Source organism: Amycolatopsis acidiphila, assembly GCF_021391495.1.
GTDB classification, from domain to species: Bacteria; Actinomycetota; Actinomycetes; order Mycobacteriales; family Pseudonocardiaceae; genus Amycolatopsis_E; species Amycolatopsis_E acidiphila.
On record NZ_CP090063.1, the window covers coordinates 6516787 to 6531961 of the forward strand.

At 71.5% G+C, this 15175-nt stretch carries 17 protein-coding genes and 1 pseudogene; 6 read left to right on the forward strand and 12 right to left on the reverse strand.

Annotated features, from left to right (window positions below):
• Positions 1–55 precede the first annotated feature (55 nt).
• The 3 genes from LWP59_RS31870 to LWP59_RS31880 are packed head-to-tail and all read right to left on the reverse strand — an operon-like array spanning position 56 to position 3224.
• On the reverse strand, positions 56–1546 hold the full coding sequence (locus tag LWP59_RS31870; protein ID WP_144636566.1) for a precorrin-2 C(20)-methyltransferase: 1491 nt from the start codon (positions 1544–1546) through the stop codon (positions 56–58).
• Complete coding sequence (locus LWP59_RS31875) at positions 1543–2166, reverse strand: precorrin-8X methylmutase (RefSeq protein WP_144636568.1); 624 nt, start codon at positions 2164–2166, stop codon at positions 1543–1545. Before LWP59_RS31875 ends, LWP59_RS31870 begins: the two co-directional genes overlap by 4 nt.
• Positions 2163–3224, reverse strand: coding sequence for a precorrin-3B synthase (locus LWP59_RS31880; RefSeq protein ID WP_144636570.1), 1062 nt, complete (start codon positions 3222–3224; stop codon positions 2163–2165). The genes LWP59_RS31875 and LWP59_RS31880 overlap by 4 nt, the downstream gene beginning before the upstream one ends.
• 197 nt (positions 3225–3421) lie before the next feature.
• On the opposite strand from LWP59_RS31880, the gene LWP59_RS31885 reads away from it, so the two are divergent.
• The 4 genes from LWP59_RS31885 to cobN are packed head-to-tail and all read left to right on the forward strand — an operon-like array spanning position 3422 to position 9021.
• Positions 3422–4345: an ABC transporter ATP-binding protein gene (locus tag LWP59_RS31885; RefSeq protein WP_229857805.1), complete on the forward strand. Its 924-nt coding sequence runs from the start codon at positions 3422–3424 to the stop codon at positions 4343–4345.
• On the forward strand, positions 4342–5193 hold the full coding sequence (locus LWP59_RS31890) for an ABC transporter permease (protein WP_144636574.1): 852 nt from the start codon (positions 4342–4344) through the stop codon (positions 5191–5193). Before LWP59_RS31885 ends, LWP59_RS31890 begins: the two co-directional genes overlap by 4 nt.
• Entirely contained in the window at positions 5190–5426 is a 237-nt protein-coding gene (locus LWP59_RS31895; RefSeq protein WP_144636576.1) for a helix-turn-helix transcriptional regulator, read from the forward strand. Before LWP59_RS31890 ends, LWP59_RS31895 begins: the two co-directional genes overlap by 4 nt.
• 52 nt (positions 5427–5478) lie before the next feature.
• Positions 5479–9021, forward strand: coding sequence for a cobaltochelatase subunit CobN (gene cobN / locus LWP59_RS31900; protein ID WP_144636578.1), 3543 nt, complete (start codon positions 5479–5481; stop codon positions 9019–9021).
• Positions 9022–9039: 18 nt separating this feature from the next.
• On the opposite strand, the gene LWP59_RS31905 is transcribed toward cobN, so the two are convergent.
• The 5 genes and pseudogenes from LWP59_RS31905 to LWP59_RS31925 all read right to left on the reverse strand — a co-directional run bounded on the left by LWP59_RS31905 (position 9040) and on the right by LWP59_RS31925 (position 11279).
• The gene (locus tag LWP59_RS31905) at positions 9040–9414 is read right to left on the reverse strand and encodes a VOC family protein (protein WP_144636580.1); all 375 of its coding nucleotides are present in this window, start codon (positions 9412–9414) and stop codon (positions 9040–9042) included.
• Positions 9415–9453: 39 nt separating this feature from the next.
• Positions 9454–9793: pseudogene (locus LWP59_RS31910) on the reverse strand (sensor histidine kinase); the annotation flags it as partial.
• Positions 9794–10000: 207 nt separating this feature from the next.
• Positions 10001–10681, reverse strand: a complete 681-nt coding sequence (locus LWP59_RS31915) for a response regulator transcription factor (protein WP_144636582.1) — start codon at positions 10679–10681, stop codon at positions 10001–10003.
• Between the two features lie 14 nt (positions 10682–10695).
• Positions 10696–10857: a hypothetical protein gene (locus LWP59_RS31920; RefSeq protein ID WP_186383165.1), complete on the reverse strand. Its 162-nt coding sequence runs from the start codon at positions 10855–10857 to the stop codon at positions 10696–10698.
• 17 nt (positions 10858–10874) lie between these two features.
• Positions 10875–11279 (reverse strand): hypothetical protein, encoded by a 405-nt coding sequence (locus LWP59_RS31925; RefSeq protein ID WP_144636584.1) that lies wholly within the window; start codon positions 11277–11279, stop codon positions 10875–10877.
• A gap of 105 nt (positions 11280–11384) precedes the next feature.
• On the opposite strand from LWP59_RS31925, the gene LWP59_RS31930 reads away from it, so the two are divergent.
• Positions 11385–12152, forward strand: a complete 768-nt coding sequence (locus LWP59_RS31930; protein ID WP_186383164.1) for a LamB/YcsF family protein — start codon at positions 11385–11387, stop codon at positions 12150–12152.
• On the opposite strand, the gene LWP59_RS31935 is transcribed toward LWP59_RS31930, so the two are convergent.
• Positions 12127–13362 (reverse strand): cytochrome P450, encoded by a 1236-nt coding sequence (locus tag LWP59_RS31935; protein WP_144636588.1) that lies wholly within the window; start codon positions 13360–13362, stop codon positions 12127–12129. The genes LWP59_RS31930 and LWP59_RS31935 overlap by 26 nt on opposite strands.
• The gene (locus tag LWP59_RS31940; RefSeq protein ID WP_144636590.1) at positions 13362–14123 is read right to left on the reverse strand and encodes an alpha/beta fold hydrolase; all 762 of its coding nucleotides are present in this window, start codon (positions 14121–14123) and stop codon (positions 13362–13364) included. The genes LWP59_RS31935 and LWP59_RS31940 overlap by 1 nt, the downstream gene beginning before the upstream one ends.
• A 77-nt stretch (positions 14124–14200) precedes the next feature.
• Between LWP59_RS31940 and LWP59_RS31945 the strand changes: the two genes are divergently transcribed.
• Positions 14201–14698, forward strand: coding sequence for a pyridoxamine 5'-phosphate oxidase family protein (locus LWP59_RS31945; RefSeq protein ID WP_144636592.1), 498 nt, complete (start codon positions 14201–14203; stop codon positions 14696–14698).
• A gap of 17 nt (positions 14699–14715) precedes the next feature.
• Here LWP59_RS31945 and LWP59_RS31950 read toward each other — a convergent pair whose 3' ends face one another.
• Positions 14716–14949 carry a hypothetical protein gene (locus LWP59_RS31950; protein WP_144636594.1) on the reverse strand — a complete coding sequence of 78 codons (234 nt, stop codon included), beginning with the start codon at positions 14947–14949 and terminating at the stop codon, positions 14716–14718.
• The gene (locus LWP59_RS31955; RefSeq protein ID WP_144636596.1) at positions 14946–15173 is read right to left on the reverse strand and encodes a non-oxidative hydroxyarylic acid decarboxylases subunit D; all 228 of its coding nucleotides are present in this window, start codon (positions 15171–15173) and stop codon (positions 14946–14948) included. Before LWP59_RS31955 ends, LWP59_RS31950 begins: the two co-directional genes overlap by 4 nt.
• Positions 15174–15175: the final 2 nt, after the last annotated feature.

The following is a 15175-nucleotide window of genomic DNA, read 5'->3' on the forward strand; positions in this document are numbered from 1 at the left end:
CTTGGCTGCCGTTGCCGGGTTCGCCTTCGCGGGGTGGCCGGGCGTTGCCTGGCCGCTAATAGCTCCTTGGTGTCCACACCTGGCCATTGGTCACCCTGGTCCGCGACGAGCCTACGATCAAAAGACACCGCATGTCCACAGTAGACACGTCCAGCTCGCCCAGGGTGGTCACCCGCACGGCCTCCTCCTCACCGCCGACGTCCCTTGCCACCACCACGGGCGTCGCCGGCGCGCGGTGGCGTAGCAGTACCTCCCGTGCCTGCGCCAGCTGCGTCGTCCGAGTGCGCGAAGCCGGGTTGTAGATCGCGAGCACCAGGTCCGCCGCGCCGGCCGCGTCCAGCCGCTTTTCGATGATCTCCCAAGGCTTCAGGCGATCCGACAACGACAGGACGCAATAATCGTGCCCCAGTGGCGCGCCCACTCGCGACGCCGCGGCCTGCGCCGCCGTCACGCCGGGCAGCACGCGCACCGAGACCGCGTCCTCCTGCAGCGACGCCTGTTCCAGCACGGCCGAAGCCATCGCGAACACACCGGGATCACCGGACGAAACCACGGCCACCCGCGCCCCGCCCTGCGCCAGGGTAAGCGCTTCCCGGGCACGGTCGGCCTCCACGCGGTTGCCCGACGCGTGCCGCTGCTGCCCGGCGCGCTGCGGGACCTTCGCCAGGTACGGACCATAGCCCACCAGGTGATCCGCCGACTCCAACGCCTCCGCGGCCTCGGGCGTCAGCCACTGTGGACCGGCCGGACCAAGCCCGACGACCACGACTTCACCACCGACCGCGGGCGCCGACGCATCCACCGAGGCACCCGACTTGCGCGAGGCGTAAGCAGGACTGGGCACGAGTGCGAGCGAGAAGTACGGCACCGACTCGGGATCGACCTCCGCGAACGGCTCTACCCGCTGAGTTTGCCACGTCGCGCGCTCCACGTAGTACGCGTCCTCGAGCTTCCCGGACTCAGCCAGCGCCTCGCGCACGGAACCGAAGGTACGCCCCAGCTTCAGCACCGCCGCGGCTTCGGTATCCGCCAACCGCCGCGCGAGCTCGGGTGCGGGCAGGGTGCCCGGCAACACCGTCAGCACCTCGTCCCGCTGCACCAACGGGCGCCCCAGCACCGCCGAAGCGGCGCTCACCGACGTCACGCCCGGCACGGCTTCCGCCTCGTACCGGTCGCACAGCCGTTCGTGCATGTACATGTACGAGCCGTAGAAGAACGGGTCGCCTTCGCACAGCAGCACGACATCGCGTCCCGCGTCGAGATGCTCGGCGAGGCGTTTGGCGCTCAGCTCGTAGAACTCGGCGATCGCGCCCTCGTACCCGCCCGGGTGATCCGTGGTCTCCGTGGTCACCGGATAGACCAGCCGCTCCTCCAGCTGCCCCTCCCGCAGGTACGGCTCGGCGACCGAACGCGCGATGCTCCGGCCGTGCCGCGCACTGTGGTACGCGATCACCTGTGCCTCGCCGATGAGCCGCGCGGCCTTGACCGTCAGCAGCTCGGGGTCGCCCGGACCGAGCCCCACACCCCACAGCTTCCCGGTGCTCATTCGACCTCACTCGCCAACGCGTTCACCGCGGCGACCGCCATCGCGCTGCCGCCACGCCTGCCGTGCACCACGAGGTACGGCGCCGGGGCCCGCTTCGCGAGCTCTACTTTGGACTCCGCCGCGCCCACGAACCCCACGGGCACCCCGATGATCGCCGCCGGCACGCCCGCGCCCTCCTCGATCATCTCCAGCAGCCGGAACAACGCGGTGGGCGCGTTGCCGATCGCGACGACCGAACCGGCCAGCCGGTCCCGCCACAGCTCCAGCGCGGCGGCCGACCGCGTGGTGCCCATGCGCTCGGCGAGGCCGGGCACCTGGGGGTCGGACAGGGTGCACACGACGTCGTTGTCCGCGGGCAGCCGTCGCCGGGTGACGCCGCTGGCGATCATCTGCGCGTCGCACAGCACGGGCGCCCCCGCCCGCAACGCGGCACGGGCGGACTCGACGAGCTCCAACGAGTACGCGAGGTCGTCCACCAGATCGACCATGCCGCAGGAGTGGATCATGCGAACCGCGACGGGCTCCAGGTCCTCCGGCAGGATCGCGACGTCGGCCTCGTCGCGGATCGTCGCGAACGAGTGACGGTAGATCTCCGCCCCGTCCTTCAGATAGTCGATCACCGGTTTCCCTTCTGTCCCAGCACATCCACCAACGCCTCGACGGGCACCCAGGCCCCTTCGACGAGATATCCCCCGTCCGCGGCGACGACGTCCAGCGCGTCCCGCGGCTTACCGCACCGCCGCTCACATCCCGAGAAGTGCGCCCGCGCGGTCACCCCTCGCGCGTCGGCCCGCACGTCCGCGCGTGACTTCGCACACCCCGGCCGTCCGATGCACGCGCCGACGCCGGTGTCACTCGACAACGCCGCCAGCTCCGGCCGGTACTCCGGCACCACGACACTGCGCCACGGCGTCACCACGACGTCGCCCCGGAACGACCTCAACTGCTCCGCGCTCAGCTGTCCGAACAGCGGCGCCACGCAGATCCCGCGGCCACCGTCGTCGCGGGCGAACGGCCCCACCGAGACCGGTCGCCGTGGCCTCGTCACCTCGGAAAACCCGGACAGCTCGCGCATCCGCCATGCGGTGCCCCGGACCTCCAGGAACCGCGACGCCTCCCGCACCAGCGCCTCGACAGCGTCGGCGATGGGCACTCGCGACCCGGGCGCGCCCGCACGCAACAGCACGCCCGTGCGGTCGTCCAGCGCCTGCCAGCACAGGTCGGCGTCCTCGGCGGCGACGTCGCCGCGGCCGTCGTCGAGGGCGAAGAGGAACCGGCCCGGCAGCCCGGCCAGCTCCGGCGCGGCGCACACCGCCGCGTCCAGCTCGGCGACCAGCGGCCGCACGTCCACCACCCCGCCGACGAGTCCACTGAGCGGCGACGCGAGGAAGTTGCGCACTCGCTCGTGTGCGGGTGCGGGCAGCAGGCCCGCGTCGGACAGCCGTCCCACCAGCTCGCCCGTGTCCCGCGAAAGCCCACGCAGCTGCACGTTCCCCCGCGACGTCAGATGCGCCGAGCCGTCGCCCAGCTCCTCCGCGCAGCCCGCCAGCACGTCCAGCTGCGCCGCGGTGACCCGGCCGCCCGGCAACCGCACCCTGGCCAGCGCGCCGTCGGCGGCGTCGTGGGTCGCGAACACGCCGGGGCACGCGTCCGGACGAGCGCGCGCGGAGATGGACATGGCCCCAACTGTAAACGCCGGTTCACCACGCAGTGGAAAGCAGCACTTGGATCAGATGTAGTACACCTGCTACATTTCATCGCAGGATTTCAACAATGGGGAGAACAGCTATGACAGTCGTCAACGGGGCGCGGGGGGTCGTGCACCCGGTGAGACCCGCGGCGGACAACGCCGTCCTCGACGTGCGTGACCTGCGGATGCGCTACGGCAGCACCGACGTGCTCAAGGGGGTGGGCTTCACCGCCCGGCGCGGTGAGGTCGTGGCACTGCTGGGCCCGAACGGCGCGGGCAAGACCACCACGATCGAAATCCTGGAGGGGTTCCGCATGCGCTCGGCCGGGGAGGTCCAGGTGCTGGGAGTGGACCCCGCCCACGGGGACGAGGCGTGGCGGGCCCGGCTCGGCGTGGTCCTGCAGTCCTGGCGTGACCACGCGAAGTGGCGCGTCCGCGAGCTGCTGCAGCACCTCGGCTCGTACTACCGCGACTACTCGACCGACCACGTCCAGCGGCCTTGGGACGTGGACGAGCTGATCACGGCCGTCGGGCTGACCGAGCACGCGCACAAGCGGGCGGGCTCCCTCTCCGGCGGTCAGCGACGGCGGCTGGACGTGGCGATCGGCATCGTCGGGCGGCCGGAGCTGCTGTTCCTCGACGAGCCGACCGCCGGTTTCGACCCGGAGGCCCGCCGCGAGTTCCACGACCTGGTGCACCGGCTCTCCGACGACGACGACACCACGATCCTGCTCACCACGCACGATCTCGACGAGGCGGAGAAGCTGGCGGACCGGATCCTGATCCTGGCAGGCGGTTCGATCATCGCCGACGGCTCCGCCGACGAGCTGTCGCGCCGGATGGCCACCGGGGCCGAGGTCAAGTGGACCCGCGACGGCCAGCGCTTCGTGCACTCGACCGTCGAGGCGACGAGGTTCGTACACGAGTTGTTCCTGCAGTACGGCGAGGAGATCGCCGACCTCGAGGTGCGCCGCGCGAGCCTCGAAGACACGTACATGGCGATGGTCCGGGAATTCGAGGACCACATGCCAGGCACGCGGCGCAGGAGCTGGCCACAGGAGGACCGATCGGGCGCGGGTGTCCCGCAGGACATCAGGGGGTCGAAATGAGCGTGCTCGTCAACGCCGGCCGGGCCGGCTTCGTCCGGGGCCGCATCGAGCTCCGGCAGACCTTCACCAACAGCCAGGACCTGTGGTCCTACCTGTTCCCCGCCGTCCTGCTGACCGTCGTGATGAGTTTCATGCGGGGCTCCAGCGTGCCGGGTATGAACTTCTCCCTCAGCTCGCTGACGCTGCCCGGCGTGCTCGGCATGAACATCGCCTTCGGCGGCCTGGTCAACCTGGCCCAGCAGCTGGTGACCGAGCGCGAGGACGGCACACTGCTGCGGGCCAAGGCGGTCCCCAACGGGATGCTCGGCTACCTGGTCGGCAAGATCGTCCAGGTCTCCGGGATGTCGCTGATCGGCTGCGTGCTCGTGCTGATCCCCGGGCTCTTCGTGGCCAAGGGGCTCGACCTGGGCGCCGGCTCCTGGCTGGCCCTGCTCGGGGTGGTCGTGCTGGGGCTGGTCGCGACCATGCCGCTCGGCGCGATCATCGGCTCGCTGATGTCCAGCCCGCGCAGCATGGGCCTGGTGATGCTGCCCATCATGGGGCTCATCGGCATCTCCGGGATCTTCTACCCGATCACCAGCCTGCCGAGCTGGGTGCAGGGCATCGGGCAGCTGTTCCCGGTCTACTGGCTGGGGCTGGGCATGCGCTCGGCGCTGCTGCCGGACACGCTGTCCGCGATCGAGATCGGGCACTCGTGGCGGCACCTGGAAACCGTCGGCGTGCTCGGCCTGTGGACGGTGGCCGGCCTGGTACTGGCGCCGATCGTGTTGCGTAGGATGGCGCGTCGCGAGTCCGGCTCGACCGTGGCCGCTCGCCGGGAGAAGGCCTTGCAGCGGATGCCGCGATGAGCGCTGAGACGATCTACAACCGGATCGCGATGCTGCGCGCGGAACGGGGTATCTCACGGCGCCAGCTGGCCGAGGCGCTGGGCGTGCACTACCAGACGATCGGCTACCTCGAACGCGGCGAGTACAGCCCGAGCCTCTACCTGGCGTTGAAGATCGCACAGTACTTCGAGGTCGGCGTGGAGGTGATTTTCTCCACTGACCCGTTCCCCCGGCTCGGCGAGCGATCGGCTTGACGCGGGGCCGCCCGCCCCCGGAGAGTGAGGGGCGAGAACTAGGAGGCCCCGCGTGATCCTGCTGCTGTCCACTTCGGACACCGACCTGCTCAGTGCCAGGGCGAGCTCCGCCGGGTACCGGCTGGCGAACCCGGCGCGGCTCGACCTCGGCGAGCTGCCCGCGCTGCTCGACGGCGTGCGGATCGTGGTGGTGCGCATCCTCGGGTCGGCGCGGACGTGGTCCGACGGCCTGGCCGCGGTCCGCGCGAGCGGCGCGCACGTCGTGGTGCTGGGCGGCGAGCAGGCCCCCGACGCGGAGCTGATGGAGCTGTCCACCGTGCCGGCGGGGATCGCCACCGAGGCACACGCCTACCTGGCGCAGGGCGGCCCCGAGAACCTCACCCAGCTGCACCGGTTCCTCTCCGACACCCTGCTGCTGACCGGCGACGGCTTCGAGCCGCCCGCGCCGCAGCCGATGTGGGGCGTGCTCGAACGGCAGCCGCGGCGTACCGAGGGCCCGGTGGTAGCGATCCTGTACTACCGGGCGCACCACCTCTCGGGCAACACGGCGTTCGTCGAGGAGCTGGCGCGGGCGGTCGAGGACGCGGGCGGCCAGGCCCTGCCCATCCACTGCGCGTCGCTGCGCACGCGTGAACCGGCGATGATGGTGGAGCTGGGCAGGGCGGACGCCTTGCTGGTCACCGTGCTCGCGGCCGGTGGCACCCGGCCGTCGGCGGTCGGCGCGGGTGGCGACGACGAGGCGTGGGACGTGGCGGAGCTGGCCGCGCTCGACATCCCGATCCTGCAGGCGCTCTGCCTCACCAGCGACCACGAGACCTGGCAGGGCAGCAACGAGGGTCTGTCCCCTTTGGACGCCGGGAACCAGATGGCGGTCCCGGAGTTCGACGGGCGGATCATCACGGTTCCGTTCTCCTTCAAGGAGCTCGACGAGGACGGCCTGCCGCACTACGTGCCCGACACCGAGCGCGCCGCCCGTGTCGCACGCATCGCGCTGGCGCACGCGCGGCTGCGCCACACCCCGCCCGCCGAGCGGCGGATCGCGCTGATGCTCTCCGCGTACCCGACGAAGCACTCGCGGGTCGGTAATGCGGTCGGCCTGGACACGCCCGCGTCCGCGGTGAAGCTGCTGCGCCGGATGATCGAGCAGGGCTACGACCTCGGCCCGGAACCGTTCCCCGGCATCGAGTCCGGCGACGGCGACGAGCTGATCCACGCGCTCATCGCGGCGGGCGGGCAGGATCCCGAGTGGCTGACCGAGGAACAGCTTGCGGGCAACCCGATCCGAGTCCCCGCCGATCGCTACCGCGAGTGGTTCGCGGCACTTCCCGAACAGCTGCGCGCGGAGATGGAGCAGCACTGGGGCCCACCGCCCGGCGAGCTGTACGTCGACGGTGGGGACATCGTGCTGGCGTCGCTGCAGGCGGGCAACGTCGTGCTGATGATCCAGCCGCCACGGGGGTTCGGCGAGAACCCGGTCGCGATCTACCACAACCCGGACCTGCCGCCGAGCCACCACTACCTGGCGGCCTACCGCTGGCTGGAGGCGGAGTTCGGCGCGCACGCGGTGGTGCACCTGGGCAAGCACGGCTCGCTGGAATGGCTGCCGGGCAAGACCGCCGGCCTGTCGGCGTCCTGCGCACCGGACGCGGTGCTGGGCAACCTGCCGCTGATCTACCCGTTCCTGATCAACGACCCCGGCGAGGGCGCGCAGGCGAAGCGGCGTGCGCACGCCACGATCGTCGACCACCTCATCCCGCCGATGGCCCGCGCGGAGAGCTACGGCGACCTGGCGCGGCTGGAGCAGCTGCTCGACGAGCACGCGAACATCTCGGCGATGGACCCGGCGAAACTGCCCGCGATCCGCGCCCAGATCTGGACCCTGATCCAGGCCGCCAAGCTCGACCACGACCTCGGCATCGCGGAACGCCCGCACGACGTGGAGTTCGACGACTTCCTGCTGCACATCGACGGCTGGCTGTGTGAGGTCAAGGACGCGCAGATCCGGGACGGGCTGCACATCCTCGGCGAGGCGCCGACCGGCGAGGCACGGGTGAACCTGGTGCTCGCGATGCTTCGGGCGCAGCAGATGTGGGGCGGGCAGGCCGGTGCGGTCCAGGGGCTGCGTTCCGCGCTGGGCCTGAAGGAGGACGCCCCGCTGTCCGATGTGGACGCGGTCGAGCGGACGGCGAGGCAGCTCGTGCTGGACATGGAGGCCGCGGACTGGTCGGTCGACGCGATCACCGTCGAGGAGCCGGTGGCGAGCGTGCTGCGGTTCGCGGCGACGGAGATCGTGCCACGGCTGGCGGGCACGACCGGTGAGATCGACGCGGTCCTGCACGCGCTCGACGGCGGGTACATCCCGGCCGGGCCGAGCGGTTCTCCGTTGCGGGGCCTGGTGAACGTGCTGCCGACGGGCCGCAACTTCTACACGGTCGACCCGAAGGCGATCCCGAGCCGGCTCGCCTGGGAGACCGGCCAGGCGCTGGCGGACTCGCTGCTGCGGCGGTACCGGGAGGACACCGGGGACTGGCCGCAGTCGGTCGGCCTGTCGGTCTGGGGCACGTCGGCGATGCGCACGTCGGGCGACGACGCGGCGGAAGTGCTGGCGCTGCTGGGCGTGCAGCCGGTGTGGGACGAGGCGTCCCGGCGGGTCACCGGTCTCGAGCCGGTCCCGCTCGCCGAGCTGGGCAGGCCGCGGATCGACGTGACCGTGCGGATCAGCGGGTTCTTCCGGGACGCGTTCCCGCACGTGATCGACCTGCTCGACGACGCCGTGCGGCTCGTGGCAGCGTTGGCCGAACCCGTTGAGAGCAACTACGTCCGGGCCCACTTCCTGTCCGATATGGACACTCACGGTGACGAACGCCGTGCCACGACCCGGATCTTCGGCTCGAAGCCGGGCGCCTACGGTGCGGGGCTGCTGCCGCTGATGGACTCCGGCAACTGGCGCGACGACGCGGACCTGGCGGAGGTGTACGCGACGTGGGGCGGCTACGCCTACGGGCGGTCGCTGGACGGGAAGCCCGCGCGGGAGGACATGGAGAGCTCGTACCGGCGGATCGTCGTCGCGGCGAAGAACACCGACACGCGCGAGCACGACATCGCCGACTCCGACGACTACTTCCAGTACCACGGCGGCATGATCGCCTTCACCCGCGCGCTGACGGGCCAGGCGCCGGCGTCGTACATCGGCGACTCGACGAGCCCGGACGCGGTCCGCACGCGCTCGCTGCACGAGGAGACGGCGCGGGTGTTCCGGGCCCGGGTCGTCAACCCGCGCTGGCTCGCCGCGATGCGCAAGCACGGGTACAAGGGCGCCTTCGAGCTCGCCGCGACGGTCGACTACCTGTTCGGCTTCGACGCGACGGCCGGCGTGGTGGACGACTGGATGTATGAGAAGCTGTCCGAGTCGTACGTGCTGGACCAGCAGAACCAGGAGTTCCTGGCGAAGTCCAACCCGTGGGCGCTGCGCGGGATCGTCGAGCGGCTGACGGAGGCCGCGGACCGTGGCCTGTGGGCCGAGCCGGACCCGGAGCTGCTGGCGCAGCTGCGCGAGGTCTACCTCCGCACGGAGGGCGACCTGGAGGGGTCGTGACGATTTCCGGCCGCGAGCCTAGGTCCTGATCCACAGGCAGAACGGGTGCCCCGCCGGGTCGAGGTACACGCGGACGTCGTCCTGCGGCTGGTACTTCGCGAGGACGCCGCCGGCGGCCTCGACGACCTCGCTCGCGGCGGCGAGGTCGTCGACCTCGATGTCGAGGTGCAGTTGCATCTGCTGCTCGTCCCGGCCTGCGGGCCACGCCGGCGGCGCGTGCTCGCTCTCCAGCTGGAACGACAGCCCGGCGCTGCCGTCGGCCGGGCGCAGTGTCACCCACTCCGGCTCGTAGCTGCCGACCGGCCAGCCCAGGATCTTCCGGTAGAAGTCGGCCAGGCCCCGGGGATCGGGGGTCCCGAGGACCGTGGAGGTCAGCTTGAACGTCGGCGTCACCCCCCGAGCGTAAACGCTGCCCGGCCCGCCGGGCGGAGATCACCGCCGGGCCGACGGCACCGCGATCGTGAACGCCGCACCACCCTCGGGCGCCGGGCCCGCGGTGATCGTGCCGCCCATCCGGGTCACCAGGCCGTGCGCCAGCGCCAGCCCGACCCCCCGAGCCGACCGGCCGCCGCCCCCGGTACTTCGCGTTCAGCGCGCCGCGCTCGAAGGCCATCGCGTAGTCCTCCGGCGCGAGACCCGGACCGCCGTCGCGGACCTGCAGGACGCCGGAATCGTTGAGCGACAACGTCAATGGCGCCCGCGCGGGGGTCACCCGCAACGCGTTCTCCGCCAGCCCGTCCAGCACCTGCCGCAACCGCCGGGCGTCCACCACCGCGACGTCCGCCGTGCGGCGCAGTGGCCGCGCCAGCAGGCGCCCGAGCAGGAGCGCGGCCACCGCGGCCGGTCCCACGGACCTCGACGAGGTCCGCCTGCCCGGACACCGTGCGGGTGGCCGAAATCGACTGCCCCGCGCCGATCCCCTTCGCCCCGGCGACCGCGAGACACACCGTGGTGATCCGGAAGGCGAGCGACCGGCGCATCACGCCCCGTCCGCCGCGTACCCGACGCCGCGAACCGTCCTGATAGGACTAGCCGGTCCGAGTTTCGCCCGCAGCTGGGCGATGTGCACGTCCACCGTCCGCGTCCCGGCCGACGCCGAGTAGCCCCACACCGCGCTGAGCAGCTGGCCGCGCTCGAACACCCGCCCGGGCTGCCGCAGCAGCTGCGCGAGCAGCTCGAACTCGGTCGACGTCAACGCGACCTCCTGCACACCGGCCCACACCCGGCGCTGCGTGACGTCCAGCCGGACCTCCCCGGCGGTGAACACCTCGGCCCGCGCGCCCGGGCCCCGGCGGAGCACGGTGCGTACCCGTGCCGCCAGTTCCCGCGGGGAGAACGGCTTCGTCACGTAGTCGTCGGCACCGAGCTCGAGCCCGAGCAGCCGGTCGACCTCGTCGTCGCGAGCCGTCACGAACAGCACCGGCGTCCAGTCACCGGCGGCGCGCATGGTCCGGCAGACCTCTGCACCGTCCATCCCGGACAGTCCGATGTCGAGCACCACCGCCACCGGCCGCAATCGCCGGACGGCGGCGAGCGCGGCGTCCCCGTCGGACTCGCGGTGCACGGCGAACCCGTCCCGCCGCAGGTAGAGCGCGATGAGCTCGGCGATCGCGGTCTCGTCCTCGACGACGAGTACCAGACCGCGGCCGGGTGCGGACATCGGGTCTCCCGGGCTCACGGCGAGCCGTCGCCCGCCATCTCCGAATCGATCGCGTCCAGCGTAGTCCGGATCTGGCTCAGTTCGTCCTGCGGTCGCGGCGCGGACGGGCTGCTCGTGGCGTGGTCGCGGCAGCCGGTGCAGCCGAGCGCCAGCGCGAGCAGCGCGGCAGCGGTCACGACACTCCTGCGCACGGTCACTTCGCCTCGCAGTGCGAGTTCCTGAAGTTCGTCAGCCGGTCCTGGATGGACTCGAGGTCGTCCACCCGCCCGGCCCGCCGGTCGGCCCGCCGCGCCAGCTGGTCGGCGAGCTGCGGGTGCCCCTTCGCGCGCTGGCCGTCCGCGCGCGCCCGCAGCCACGCGACCGAACCGGTGGTGTTCGCGTCGCCGTTGATCCGCGTGGTCAGCTTGGCGGTGCGATCGGCAAGGCGGGGCAGCAGGTCGGCGCACAGGTACTGCGACTCCTCGGGACTGAGTGTCACCTGGCCGTAGCCGGGTGTCGTAGGCTCGGGGGTCTGAGCGGACGCGACGGGGACGCTGACGGCGAGCACGGCGGCGGTCCCGCAGCCCACGACCGCGACCCGGCGAAGGGAGACGAGCATGATTCCTCCTCGTTCGGTTGGTGCCATCCACCGTCTCGCGCGCGGGTTCGAGGACGATCGGTGCCGTGTTCGGGGTTTGCAAGGATCAGGGAAGGCGAGAAGTTGATCGACTTGAACAGTGACCTCGGCGAGGGCTTCGGCATCTGGCCGCTGACCCACGACGACGCCCTGCTGGACATCGTGACCAGCGCGAACGTGGCATGCGGCTTCCACGCGGGCGACCCGAGCGTGCTGCGCAAGGTGACCACGCGCGCCGCCGAGCGGGGCATCGCCGTGGGCGCGCAGGTCGCCTACCGCGACCTCCCCGGGTTCGGCCGCCGGTTCATCGACGTCGATCCCGCCGAACTGGTCAACGACGTGATCTACCAGATCGCCGCGCTCGACGGCTTCGCCCGCGTCGCCGGCACGCGGGTGAGCTACGTGAAGCCGCATGGCGCGCTGTACAACGCGATCGTGCAGCACGCCGAGCAGGCCGCCGCCGTCGTCGAGGCCGTGCGGACCTACGACGCGAGCCTGCCGGTGCTGGGCCTGCCGGGTTCGGAATGGTTGCGCCAGGCCGAAGCCGCGGGCCTGCGGCCCATCCGGGAGGCCTTCGCCGACCGCGCCTACACCCCTGAGGGCACGCTTGTTTCGCGGCGACAGCCCGGTTCCGTCATCCACGACGCCGACGAGGTCGTGCGCCGGGTCGTGCGAATGGCCACCGAGGGCACGGTGACCGCGATCGACGGAAGCGTGGTCCAGGTCGAACCGGAGTCGGTGTGCGTGCACGGCGACACCCCTGGCGCGGTCGAGATCGCGCGCGGGGTCCGCGAGGCGCTGGTGGCGGCCGGCGTGTCGCTGAGCCCGTTCACCAGCACAGCGGAAGATGCGTGATGCCGTTGATGAAGTTCGACGTCAGGTGCCGCACCTCGCCGTCAAGGCGCACCTCCGGCAGCTGAGCGAGGAACTCGCGGAAGAAGACCCGCAGCTGCAGCCTGCCGAAGTGCGCGCCGAGGCACAGGTGCGGCCCCTGGCCGAACGCGAGGTGGTCGTTCGGTTCGCGGGTGACGTCGAACCTGTGCGGCTCCGGGAAGGCCCGCTCGTCGAAGTGGGCGGACGCGAAGTAGACAACCACCTTGTCGCCCGCGCGGATGCGCTGCCCGGACAGCTCGGTGTCCTGGCTCGCCGTCCGGCGGAACGTCAGCACCGGCGCGTGCCAGCGCAGCATTTCCTCGATCGCGCCGGGCAGCAGCGCCGGATCCGCCCGCAGCCGCCGGTACTCGGCGGGATGCTCCAGGAGCGCGAGCACCCCGCCCGGCAGGGCGCTGCGGACGGTGTCGTTGCCCGCGATGACGACGAGGAAGAAGAACATCTGCAGCTCGGCGTCGTCGAGGGCGCGCCCGTCGACCTCGGCCCGCACGAGCGCGGTCATCAGGTCGTCGGCCGGGTTCGCCCGCTTCTCGGCGGCGAGCTCCTGCGCGTAGCCGAACATGTCCGCGAGCATCGCGGGCGAGCGCGGGTTGACCGGCCTGCCGCGGGCGTCGCGGACGATCTCCGCGTGCTCGGGGTCCTGGTAGCCGATCACCCGGTTCGTCCACTTCAGCAGCAGGCCGCGGTCCGCGGGCGGGACGCCGAGCAGGTCCGCGAGGTTGAGCAGCGGGAAGTCGTCGGTCACCTGCGCCGGCAGGTCGCAGTGCCCGCGCGGCACGACGTTCCCGAGCAGCTGCCGGGCGCGCTCGGCGATCTGCTCGGCGAAGCGTTCCAGCCGTCGCCGGGTGAACACGGCCGAGACGATCCGCCGCAGCCGGTTGTGCTCCGGCGCGTCCATGTTGAGGATCATCCGGCGGATGAACGCGAGGTCGTCCGGCTCCGGGTCGCGGATCTGCGTGGCGCCCAGCCAGGAGGAGTAGACCTCCGGGGTGCGCAGCACGTGCCGGACGTCGGCGTACCGGGTCACCGCCCAGTAGCCGGGGCCCGCCGGCCAGTCGAGGACCTCGTGTTCCTCTTGCCAGGCAACGGGTTCCTCGTCGCGCAGGCGACGGAACTCGGCATGCGGCAGGCCCCGCGCGAACACCCTCGGGTCGAAGACGTCCGCGGCTGTCATCAGTGCTGGTCCAGGAACACTTCGATCGCGTTGGCCAGCGTCACGGGCACCTCGTCGGCCGCGTAGTGCCCGGCGTCGGGAAGCACCTCCAGCTCGAGCTTCGGGTACCAGCGCACGAAGGTGTCCAGCATGGCCTGCTCGCCCAGCGCCGGGTCATGCTCGCCGACGAATACCTTGACCGGCACCTCGGCCCCGGCGATGCGGTCGGAGAAGTCGGTGTGCGCCCAGGCTTCCAGGTACTCGGCGAACGCCTGCTTGTCGGAGTTCTCCTCCGAGTGCAGCACCATCCCGTCGAGCCAGGCGTCGGGATGCCGCCCGCCCGTGGTGAAGTCGATGATCGCCTTGCGGTTCGCGGAGTCCTCGGCCGCGCCGGAGAACAGCTTCCAGCCGTCCTCGTCGAACTGCACCCCGCTCGCGGGCACGGGCGACACGCCGACGAGGGCACGCACGCGGTCCGGCGCGTCGGCGTACACCCACTGCATGATGCTGCCGCCCATCGAGTGGCCGACGAGCGAGAACCGCTGCGCGCCCAGCTGGTCGGCGAGCGCGAGGACGTCGGACGCGGCCTCGGCGATGGTGTGCTCGCCGGGCTCGTCCTGGCGCGCGCCGTAGCCGCGATATTCGGTGAAGACGTAACTGAAGCGTTCGTCGTCGAGGTGCGGGATCAGGTTGTCCCACGCCTTCGCGGAACCGAACCATCCGTGCAGCACGAGGACCACGTGCTCGCCGGTGCCGACGCGTTCGAAAACCGAGCTGGTCACTACGCCTCCTCATCGAGTGCGGCTCCGAGCTTGGCACATCCCGATGAGTTCCGCACCGTGCGCGAGTCCGCCCAGGTATGGAGACTCGACTGGACACCCGGTACAGCGCGGACGACGCGACGGCCATCCCGTGGGCGCAGGCACGCAAGGTGCTGACCGAGGCGGAGGTGTCGTGGCTGACCACGATCCGCCCCGACGGCCGCCCGCACGTGACGACCCTGCTCGCCGTTTGGCTCGACGACTCCGCGTACTTCTGCACCGGCGCCGAAGAGCGCAAGGGCCGCAACCTCGCCGAGAACCCCCACGTCGCCTTGACAACCGGCTGCAACCGGCTGCACGAAGGCCTCGACGTCGTGCTGGAAGGCGACGCCGTCCGCGTCCGCGACACGGCGAAGCTGCGCCGCATCGCGGAAGCCTACGAAGCGAAGTACGGCAGCGAGTGGCGCTTCACCGTGAGCGACGACGGCGCCTTCCTCAACACCTACGGCGACGAGGCACTGGTGTACGAGATCGCGCCGGTGACCGCCTTCGGCTTCGGGAAGGGCCTGTACAGCCAGACCCGCTGGCGGTTCTGAGCCTTTGCGGACGCTCCCTACCCGCCCTTGACCGTGCCGTGGTGCTCGAACGGCCACTGGTGCACCGGCCTGGCCAGCAGCTCCGCCGGCGGCTCCGGCAGCTTCTCCACGCCACGGGCGATCACCACGATCCGCTCCTCGCCGCCGAGGTAGATGTCGGCATCGCGGTCCAGGGTGTCCTCCACCCAGCGCAGCAGCTCCTCGCGGCGGCCCGGCGTCGCGCGGACCTCCCACATCAGCGTGTCGCTCATCGGCCCGCTCGCAGCGGCGGGACGGCCGGGACCTCCGGCGCGTGGTCGATTTCGGCCTGGGTCATCCGGAACTCCTCGGGGTAGCGCGCACGCTCGGTGCGTCGTGCGGGTTCGGTACTACGCCAGGTGTACAGGCACAACTGGCACTGGTGCACCTCCCACACGCCGGGGACGGGCGAATCGGCCAGCTTGGCCAGGACTTCGTGGCCACAACGGGGACACATCG

Bases quoted from the DNA above. Each gene is read 5' to 3' on its own strand.
- LWP59_RS31870 (WP_144636566.1), bottom strand. From the start codon at position 1,546: ATGAGCACCGGGAAGCTGTGGGGTGTGGGGCTCGGTCCGGGCGACCCC.
- LWP59_RS31880 (WP_144636570.1), bottom strand. From the start codon at position 3,224: ATGTCCATCTCCGCGCGCGCTCGTCCGGACGCGTGCCCCGGCGTGTTC.
- LWP59_RS31885 (WP_229857805.1), top strand. From the start codon at position 3,422: ATGCGCTACGGCAGCACCGACGTGCTCAAGGGGGTGGGCTTCACCGCC.
- LWP59_RS31890 (WP_144636574.1), top strand. From the start codon at position 4,342: ATGAGCGTGCTCGTCAACGCCGGCCGGGCCGGCTTCGTCCGGGGCCGC.
- LWP59_RS31895 (WP_144636576.1), top strand. From the start codon at position 5,190: ATGAGCGCTGAGACGATCTACAACCGGATCGCGATGCTGCGCGCGGAA.
- LWP59_RS31915 (WP_144636582.1), bottom strand. From the start codon at position 10,681: ATGTCCGCACCCGGCCGCGGTCTGGTACTCGTCGTCGAGGACGAGACC.
- LWP59_RS31925 (WP_144636584.1), bottom strand. From the start codon at position 11,279: ATGCTCGTCTCCCTTCGCCGGGTCGCGGTCGTGGGCTGCGGGACCGCC.
- LWP59_RS31935 (WP_144636588.1), bottom strand. From the start codon at position 13,362: ATGACAGCCGCGGACGTCTTCGACCCGAGGGTGTTCGCGCGGGGCCTG.
- LWP59_RS31945 (WP_144636592.1), top strand. From the start codon at position 14,201: ATGGAGACTCGACTGGACACCCGGTACAGCGCGGACGACGCGACGGCC.
- LWP59_RS31950 (WP_144636594.1), bottom strand. From the start codon at position 14,949: ATGAGCGACACGCTGATGTGGGAGGTCCGCGCGACGCCGGGCCGCCGC.
- LWP59_RS31955 (WP_144636596.1), bottom strand. From the start codon at position 15,173: ATGTGTCCCCGTTGTGGCCACGAAGTCCTGGCCAAGCTGGCCGATTCG.